The sequence below is a fragment of the Occallatibacter sp. genome (assembly GCF_049582745.1).
In the GTDB taxonomy this organism is placed as follows: Bacteria; Acidobacteriota; Terriglobia; order Terriglobales; family Acidobacteriaceae; genus Telmatobacter.
Genome location: NZ_JBAUUO010000062.1, coordinates 150,508 through 159,378, shown reverse-complemented (window position 1 = coordinate 159,378; position 8,871 = coordinate 150,508). Strand labels below are relative to the sequence as shown.

Below are 8,871 nucleotides of genomic sequence, written 5' to 3'. Positions count from 1 at the left end.
CGGCACCCCATTTCGCTCGATCACACGCCGGATCCACTCGTTGGTGTAGACGGGAACCGTGCTCTTTTCGACGATCACCTTGTAGGAGTCGACGGAGCGCGCGATTTCGCTTGCCACGGCATCCACGTAAGAAAGATCAGCGCTGCCGCTGTCGCTTTGGGGTGTTCCGACCGCAATGAAGATTGCGCGAGACGCTTGTGTGGCGGCACACAGGTCTGTCGTAAACTCGAGCGAACGGCCGCGATGACGATCCAGCAGTTCGGGCAGATGCTCCTCGTGGATTGGGATTCCGCCTTGCTGCAGCATTCGGACCCGTGCTTCGTCATTGTCGACACAGACGACATGATGACCTATCTCCGCGAAACAAGCAGACGCCACCAGGCCGACATAACCTGAACCAACAACCGCAATCGTCACGGACTTACCCTTTGCATTCACGTTGCGAATCCTCTCCATTCTCTCTGCAGTTTGGCAGTCGAAACACGTCCTCATCTGCCTGTATTGAACGCAGCTAGCTCCTGCGGCACCGGAAGGTGCTCTCGATAGCGCCATAGAAGTGGTATGAACCGTAGCGCGGAGAAATACCGAGGAACGTAGTGCCTGGGCGACGATATACAGCGGAACAGCCAGCCAAGATAAAGGCGGTCAGCCCAGTTCGGAATCCGCACCTGGTCACCGCTGAGAAAGGCGATGGCAGCGCCAATGCAATGAATTGCCGGAAGGTTCTCAAGATTGCGTTTGAGATAAAACCCAAGACGCTCCTGGGTGCCGCCCCCAACTGTGATCACCACGTGCTTCGGTCGCAACAATTGCAGTTTTTCGATTAATTCTGGATCCTCTATCTTGCCTGTATACAGCGGAGCGTAATAAACACACTCCGCAGGCACTTCAATTCCTTGCGACTTGAGCCAGGAAAGGTTCTTCTCTGCGCTCTTCCTTCCGGCCATCACCCAGAATGTTCGTCCCGGCGTGCGCACTTCCTCCTCCTGCAACAATGCCCGAATATACTTGAGCCCGGAGAGACGGCCAATGGAATCGTTTTCCAGCCAATTCCAGAGAAGCACCATAAGTGCTGAATCCGTTATCGCCACATCCGCGTTCGTGACCGCATCTCGATACTCTTCATTGCGGACAATCTCCATGAACGAAGGCGCCGAAGGCACAACCAGCAGACCGCCACTTCCTAGACGGGATATGATCTCATCGGCTTCTCCTAGGCAGAATCTCACTCCCAGAATCTGTCTTTCGTTCGGTAGTTCGCTCATGTTAAGTGTCTTCTCTCCAGTGTTGGCATCTGGCTAGTTTGCATGCACCAAACGGTTGATGCGCGTGGGTGGGCTGCAATTGACCCTGCATTTACGCTGGCTGCTCAATGCGCATAAAACAAAATGGTGACAACTCACGCGAGACAAAACTCTGAATATGTCTCAAATAAGGAATTGAGATTTTCGGTATCGCCAAGAAACACGCGCCGCAGCGGACCGCGGCTCAGAATAATCGCAATCAACGTCAGCACCAGCGTCTTTGCATTGGAACCACGTAGTTCACCACGTTGAATCCACGGTTCCAGGTACCGTGCCACCACGTCGACAAGCTGACCAAGATGCCTGCGGAGAAGGGGATCAAGGTCATCACCCAATTCCAAGGCGCTGTACTGCAGCAACCGAAGCAGTTGCGGCTGCTGCACCAAAGTTGTCGTAATTAATTCAAATGTGCAGACAAGGGCTGCGCGCCCGTTCTGCGCATCGGCCAGTCGCGTCAAAAGTTCGCCTCGCAACTGAATGCGTTGTAGTTCTGCCGCTAGAACCGCAACGTAAAGGTCCCGCTTGCGGGGATAGTGCCGGTAAATCGTCACCTCGCTGACTTCCGCCGCCGAAGCGATCTCGCGTGTGCTTACCCCGTTGTAGCCAAACTTGGCAAACAGCGACGCCGCAGTGGATAACATGCGCTCTTCAGTACTGCCTCGTGTTGCCCCCGGGAATTCGCTCATATGTTCTCTCGCTGCTTGTTTTGAAATGGCAGGACCCAATCGAGGTTCGCTTCGGTTGCGACCGAAGCTCAACGTGTTTCGCCTTCTCTCATCGCTTTTGGAAGATCATTCGCTCGTTTCGGTCGGAAAAAGAACCATGAAATCAAAGCAATTTGTCAAATGGAGCTGCAGTCAATCGCCAGCGCAGCTGAGTGCAGTTCAGCCGACAGGTGCAGAAAGACTGCAAGACTTTGTGAGGTTTAGTTTTCTGTTCAGAATCGCGCTCGAAAAGCCTTGGTTTGTCAGGGTCGGTTTTTAGTAATCGGCCGGTTCACCAGATTCACGAGTGTCCCGTTTTTTAGGATGCTTCGCGCCAGCAGAACCGCCCCCCTGCCTCCAGCGGATAGCAGGTAATCTTACTGTCCTGACGTACGGATTCCAGATCGTCCTCATTAACCTCCACCGCAACGCTCTGCATAATCTGCTCCAAAGTCAGCACCACACGGCATCCGCTCTTGCGGCGAACTACAACCCCCTCCATTCCGGCAAAAGCTCCGGAATGAATTCGGACCATCTGCCCAATGCGAAGCAAGGGATGGGGCTCGATTCTGTGCTCACGCAGACCAACTATGAGAGATTCAATTGCTCTATCTGGAAGAGGTGCAGGCTCGCCACCCGTCCCTCCGACCAGTGCCAGGGCACCGGGAACACTGAGAACGCTCACGCGCTCTGAGCGCGTGATGCGAACGAAGATATAGCTCGGGAAAAGGGGCAGCTCGAGTGTGACCTTTGACCCATCGCGCCACTTTCGATCCGCCCGATACAAAGGCAAATAGTGGTGGATTTCCCGCTGGACCATGTGTTGTGCGATCCGCTTCTCATGACGGGAAGTCGTATACACCGCAAACCAGTTCGAGTCACTCTCCGTCGCGGTACTGTCCGGTCGAACCTCTTCATTTCCGTCTTTTCGCAAGGCTTCGCCATCCTCACTTGGATGAAGACATTCCACAAGGCATGAAAATCTCGATTAAATCAGCGAACAGTCGGAATCAGCGGAGCAGAAAGCAAGCGCTTTCAGCAAGAAAAACGGCGGCATCATCTTTCGTACCGACTTTCCCCATAATATAACAGTGAGTTCTCTGATTCCTGTCAAAAACAAATCAAATAAAGTACTTCATGATGATCTGCATATGGATGTAAGCCTATACACACTTTCCGGAGAGTCTTTAGGCAACTATTTAAAGTGGATGCGCAACTAACGGTATTCGTTTTTGCGAGTGATCAGCAGCTTTCTAGACATCTGACGGCCTGAGGCTGCTAGCAAAAGCTCCGCTTCAACTTTCAGAAGAAGTTTGTGGTCGGCGGTTACATTCCGAGCATCTGGGCCTTCGAGGGGTTGCTGATCGGCATTTACAGTGGCCATGGGTTGCGCATTGCCGGCTGAATACGCGCGGATTTCAACCCGCAGACGCATCGCGAGGTCACAAACCAATCAAGAACTTGGAGGCTACAGTAGCCAAGCAATGGACCTAGCGTCAGGGTCCAACTAGGGTCCAAAACTAGGTGAATTTGAGCGGATTTGGGGCGTTTTCATGAGCTAAGGGCATTGAAATCAATAGGACTTAGCAGTTGTCAGTTGGGCTCATAACCCAAAGGTCGCTGGTTCAAATCCAGCCCCCGCAACCAATAAAATCAATAACTTAAGCGGACCCTTGGGGACTTTGAGGGCGCAATAAGATGCGCCCTGGAAAGTTCCGCTCCTGCCAGCGCGCTGTATGTCGCGAAAACTTCCTGTCTGGGAATTCGCATAGCACTCGGTGCGCAACGCGATCAACTCTTGCAGATAATGCTGTTTTAGCCTGACGCCATTTTGTCTGAGCAGGCGAGTTCGTTCGAATTCGTCTCGGCCGCAAGAAGCATGTGGGCATCTCTGAAGCGCGCTGTCCATCCTTAATAGCCCCTTGCCTCTATTCCTTTCCGTCAGCCGAGTTGCCGCAATGGCGGCAGGTGCCGCTATCGCGTGTGGCGGCGACTGGAAGCGATCGTCACTAAACGCTGCTTATTCAGGGAAAAGCACAAGTTAGGGAGATCGAGCAAATGGCCATGTACGTGCCATCAGGAGGGTGTGTGCGGCACCGCATTGAGGCGAACCGCCATACGGCTAGTCGGAGGCGACCCAGTGAACAAAATCGATCCAACCAAGTGCGTGGTCACGATCAATCTGTCGCACTCAGCGGACGCGGTCTTGCGGAAAAGTGAGGTTACCCGAGTTGGAGTCGCGGGCAGGTTGGGACATCTCGAATGCAAGCCGACCCAGGTGGTCTGCTGCATCCGGCCAGTGCTTCTTCAGCGGAGAAAGACCCTATGAACATCAGAAGCGTTGAACATTCTTCGTCTTTCTCAGCCACTTCTGCAGAGCCGAAGCAGATGCTTGATATCGAGACGGAAGAGTTGCAATGGATCGCAGAGGTGATCGTGGGCGATCCGCAGTCTGCGGAGAGCTGCATTGCAAGCGGATTGATACGGGCCGCCGGATCACTGTACGTAGCGCCTGAATGGCGTGATCGTTGGCTCCGGCGGTGCGTTGCCCGGGAGGCAGTGGAGCAGAGTCGGTCAGAGATCAATCGGATCATTGCCACATGGAGGTTCGACCTTCGCTCTGATAGAGCTTTCGAAATTCTGAATTGCGACAGGCAGAGCTTGAGGAGCCTGGCAGGGTTTGAGATTTGCGGCCGCCTAAACGCGATCGAACGCGCCGCACTCATCCTGCACCTGTATCTAAACTTTTCTGTCCACGACTGCGCCTTGTTGATCGATTGCCACTGGTCGCTTATTGAGCCAGCGTGTTCAAACGCGCTTTGGCGGATATTCGAAGGACGACCTTGGAGCAGCGAGCGATCAGCATCGGCGGGATTCCCGGAGGTGAGCGCATGATCAGCAACTTGCACGTGTTGTCCGTTGGATCTCAGGACCAGGGCATCTTGATCCGGGACGTGCTGCTGGCGCGCTCCAGATGCAGGCTATACGTCGCCTCGTCTACTTGGGATTTATCGGTTCTGCTGGGATCCGAAGAGATTGACGTCGCCATTCTCCACAACACGTTTTCTTTGCCGCAAATGCGGGTATTGACGGCTTACATCAGACGTCGCTGGCCTTGCGCGAAGATTTTATTGATCCAGCGGAACGAGCTAAAGGCTGATTACAGCACCTACGACGAGCGGATTGCGCCTGGCGCTTCAGCGAAAGCGCTTCTGACCGTAATCGAGCGGCTCGGCGCTTGCGCAAGGCGATCCAGGATTCCGATCGGGGCGCCTCCATACAGCCAAATCCCAACACCGAATGTCAGATGCACACCAGAACTGACACGAACGTTCTCAAAACTTTACAGGAGATCATAATGCTCAATTTGTTGAAACTCATCTACGTGTTCCTGGGCATCAATATGCTCGGCGGGGGAGTGGCCCTCTGCACAAGGATGGTAACCGGGCAGCCCTTCGAGGCCTGGGTCAAGAACTTCTTGAGGTTCAGCCTTCTTTTCTCGTCCGTCGGGCTGATCTTGTCGATCAGCCACACCGGTATCACGCAGTTGCCGACGATGCTCACTGTCTATTTGTCGGGCTTTGCCGTGTATTCCTGGCGCAAATACGGCGCCTCTGATTCATGGGGACCAGTCGTCGTGTTAACTACGATCTCGGTCTTCTGCCTCCAGATAGTCGTTGTTGCAGCGGAAGTAATCGGGGCGCTGGCAGCACACAGTCTGCTTGGATCAAATGAGAATCATACCCCGATGGGCGTACTGATCGGAACTGTCGTCCTGCTGTTTGCCTTTGTCAGCACGATTTCACTGAAGAGAATCCACCAGCATCCGAGCGCTCCAGTGATGCACAGGGCGGCCAGATGAATTTGTCTCTCCAATTCGCCAGAACGATTACTGTTGCTGCGGCAATGTTTGTCCCCTGGTGTGCCGGGCGCGCACAGCAGTTCGTTCCCTCGTCCACACTTCCAGACGCCCCCGCACCCGTGTCGCTCAATTCGAGTGAAGCCAAGCCGATCGATGATAGTTCCTCTCCGGCGACAGCTCCGAAGAAGGCCGGCCTGACTGGCGAGGCAGCAAACATCAGCGGCACGGTTCTTGACGTCAACGGTGACCTGGTCCCCGGCGCAACCGTCATTGTCACAGACCCACAATCAGGCGAACACCGCGAAGCCGTTGCGAATGACACCGCCGCATTTGTTTTCACCGACCTAGCACCCGGTGTTCCGTACAACCTTACCGTCAAAGCCCAGGGCTTTGCAGATTGGACGTCAGGCCCGATCGTTCTTACTCCGGGTCAGTACGACTTTCTGACAGATGTCCGGATCAAGATCCTGGCAGAATCAAGTTCCGTTACTGTTTACGCTTCCACTGAGCAGATCGCAGCTGAGCAAGTCCGGCTGGCAGAGCAGCAGCGAGTTCTAGGAATCATTCCGAACTTCTATGTCGTTTATGACGCGAAGAATGCTGTGCCGCTTACAACCAAGCTAAAGTTCAAACTTGCCCTTAAAGTTTCGACAGATCCGGTGACCATTGCCGGAGTGGCTGGGATGGCAGCGATCAATCAGGCTGCGAATCGGCCCGATTTCGCACAAGGGGCGAAGGGGTATGGTCAACGATTTGGGGTGGTTGCAGCCGATGCCGAGACTGACATCCTAATTGGCGGGGCAATACTTCCATCGCTGCTGCACCAGGATCCCCGCTACTTCTATCAGGGCACAGGCACTACCAGCTCGCGCCTGAGACATGCGATGTTCAGTCCCTTCATTTGCAGAGGAGATAACGGCCAACTGCAGCCGAACTACTCCAGCCTCGGCGGTGACCTGGCAGCGAGCGCTCTGTCCAACGCCTATTATCCGCAATCGAATCGGGGCGTGAGCCTGGTATTTGGGACCTTTGCAATCGGCACAGCAGAGAGAATGCTCAGCGGATTCGCGCAGGAGTTCATCTTGCCGCGATTCACTCCCGGCCTGGCCAAGAACAAGAAGGATGCACATTGAAATGAAGTCATCGGAGCTGAACAGGAGAAAACAATGAAATTCACGGCGAGGGATCTTTCTATTTCATTACGAAGGAAAGTCTGTTTGCGAGACAAGAAGGTCAGTGCTGCACGATCTGCAGTGCGGGGTTGCGTACTCGGATCTCTGGCTTTGATTTCAATTGGAACCTCGCCGGCAATTCAAGCACAAGAAACGCCCACGCCCGACCCGACGGCAGCTTCGATTGTTCAGGGAATGCAGCGACATGATCAGTTGCAGTCGAGCACGCTTCAAAACTACGAGAGTCTCCGTCATTATTCGGTCATATACAAAGGATTCGCCAAGACCATCACCGCGAACATGGACGTGGAGGTCGATTACGATGCTTCCTCGGGAAAAAGCTTCCGGATCATCTCGCAGAAAGGCTCGGGCATGCTTTGCGAGAAGGTTTTAGTACGCGCTCTCGATAGCGAAAGAGAGGCATCGCTCGACAAACGGTCGACTGGGCTCAATGCCCACAACTACCGGTTCGATCTCATCGGAACTGATCGATTGGAAGAACGCCTGGTATATGTCCTCAGTGTGGAACCGATCTCGCCAAGCAAGTTCCTTTATGAGGGCAAGATATGGGTGGATGCTGCCGATTTCGCAGTGGCAAAGATGGAGGTTCAGCCGGCTAAAAGTCCTTCATTCTGGATTTCGCGCACGATGATCCACCATACCAATCATCTGACCAACGGCTTTTGGCTGCCAGAACAGAATCAGAGTGAGACCAAGGTTCGCATCGGCGGGACAGCAACCATGTCGATCGACTACCAGTCGTACCGAATCACGGCAGCACCGGAATCCTCAACCACTCCGCCCGAGGCGGGAACCCGCTGATGCGCAGATGCAATGGTGGGCCTAGCCTGACCTGCCACCGATGATCCGATACTCGCATAGAAGTCATGGTCCTTCGCGGAAAAGCCGAAAGGAGAACTGTAGGCGTGATTGGTGAATCCTTGCAGGAAGTAGCTATTCGGAACATTGCCGTCGCCACTGATTTCGGCCCATGGTCCTATCAGGCAGCACGGCACGCCCTGGTGGTCGCACGCCAGTTTGGAGCGGTGGTGCACTTCCTCCATGCGGTCCGCCGTTCCGAGTTTGCGATGGTTCCGGATCTAATGATCGAGCTGGACGAACTGACGAAGCACGATTGCGATGATTTCATGGAACGGCTCGGAGCAGTGAGAGACCTCGATGACATCGAATCGCGCTGCTGGAATATGGATGGCGAGATACCCGACGTATTCGGATCCTTAGTAAGCCAGCTGAAAGTCGATTTGTTGGTTCTGGGCACGCGGGGACGAACCGGGATCTCAAAGTTCCTCTTTGGGTCAGTGGCGGAGGAGATCTGTCGTAACGTATCCTGTCCCGTTCTTACACTGGGTCCTTTGTCCCGTCGACCGAGCAGGGAGCTCTCAGTGAAAAGAATCCTGTTCGTTACCGACCTCTCCAAGGAATCGCAGGCGGTGATTCCGTACGTTTCGATGGCCGCGAGAACCTGGGGCGCGGCGATAGATCTCCTGCAGTTCGATTCACTCGATCGGCCCGACCTGTTACTTTCCGCCGAAGAGTTCAGCAGCGCATTGAGTCCCGGCCCGACCGGAAAGCAGCCATCCTCGATTCGCTACCAAGGCGCCGCAGGGAAGCTATCGGCCACAGTGCTCGATGTTGCCAAACGAAATAGGAATGATCTGATCGTGTTGGGATTGGAACACGATCATTCTCTTTATGGAAGCGGGTCCGGTTCAGATGCGTACGAGATTATCTGCCAGGCAAGCTGCCCGGTGCTCAGCGTTTGCTCTAGCTTTCGCGGCGAACGGTCACGAGTGGAATGAATTGCGAAC

General features: G+C 54.3%; 8 protein-coding genes. 4 read left to right on the top strand and 4 right to left on the bottom strand.

What is annotated here, in order from left to right:
* From WCA10_RS09390 to WCA10_RS09375, 4 genes are all read right to left on the bottom strand, one after another.
* Positions 1-456 (bottom strand): 2-dehydropantoate 2-reductase N-terminal domain-containing protein (locus WCA10_RS09390; RefSeq protein WP_472822243.1); only part of this gene is annotated, 456 nt, incomplete at its 3' end.
* A gap of 32 nt (positions 457-488) precedes the next feature.
* A complete protein-coding gene (locus tag WCA10_RS09385) occupies positions 489-1,265 on the bottom strand; it encodes a WecB/TagA/CpsF family glycosyltransferase (protein ID WP_472822242.1) in 777 nt (258 codons plus the stop codon).
* A 134-nt stretch (positions 1,266-1,399) separates the two neighbouring features.
* Positions 1,400-1,990: a TetR/AcrR family transcriptional regulator gene (locus WCA10_RS09380; RefSeq protein ID WP_472822241.1), complete on the bottom strand. Its 591-nt coding sequence runs from the start codon at positions 1,988-1,990 to the stop codon at positions 1,400-1,402.
* Positions 1,991-2,327: 337 nt separating this feature from the next.
* The gene (locus WCA10_RS09375) at positions 2,328-2,942 is read right to left on the bottom strand and encodes a UpxY family transcription antiterminator (protein ID WP_472822240.1); all 615 of its coding nucleotides are present in this window, start codon (positions 2,940-2,942) and stop codon (positions 2,328-2,330) included.
* Between the two features lie 2,373 nt (positions 2,943-5,315).
* On the opposite strand from WCA10_RS09375, the gene WCA10_RS09370 reads away from it, so the two are divergent.
* The 4 genes from WCA10_RS09370 (at position 5,316) to WCA10_RS09355 (ending at position 8,862) form a co-directional block, all read left to right on the top strand.
* Positions 5,316-5,870 (top strand): hypothetical protein, encoded by a 555-nt coding sequence (locus tag WCA10_RS09370; protein ID WP_472822239.1) that lies wholly within the window; start codon positions 5,316-5,318, stop codon positions 5,868-5,870.
* Entirely contained in the window at positions 5,867-7,003 is a 1,137-nt protein-coding gene (locus tag WCA10_RS09365; protein ID WP_472822238.1) for a carboxypeptidase-like regulatory domain-containing protein, read from the top strand. The genes WCA10_RS09370 and WCA10_RS09365 overlap by 4 nt, the downstream gene beginning before the upstream one ends.
* A 150-nt stretch (positions 7,004-7,153) precedes the next feature.
* On the top strand, positions 7,154-7,864 hold the full coding sequence (locus WCA10_RS09360) for a hypothetical protein (protein WP_472822237.1): 711 nt from the start codon (positions 7,154-7,156) through the stop codon (positions 7,862-7,864).
* Positions 7,865-7,968: 104 nt separating this feature from the next.
* Positions 7,969-8,862, top strand: a complete 894-nt coding sequence (locus WCA10_RS09355; protein WP_472822236.1) for a universal stress protein — start codon at positions 7,969-7,971, stop codon at positions 8,860-8,862.
* The last annotated feature ends 9 nt before the right edge of the window (positions 8,863-8,871 follow it).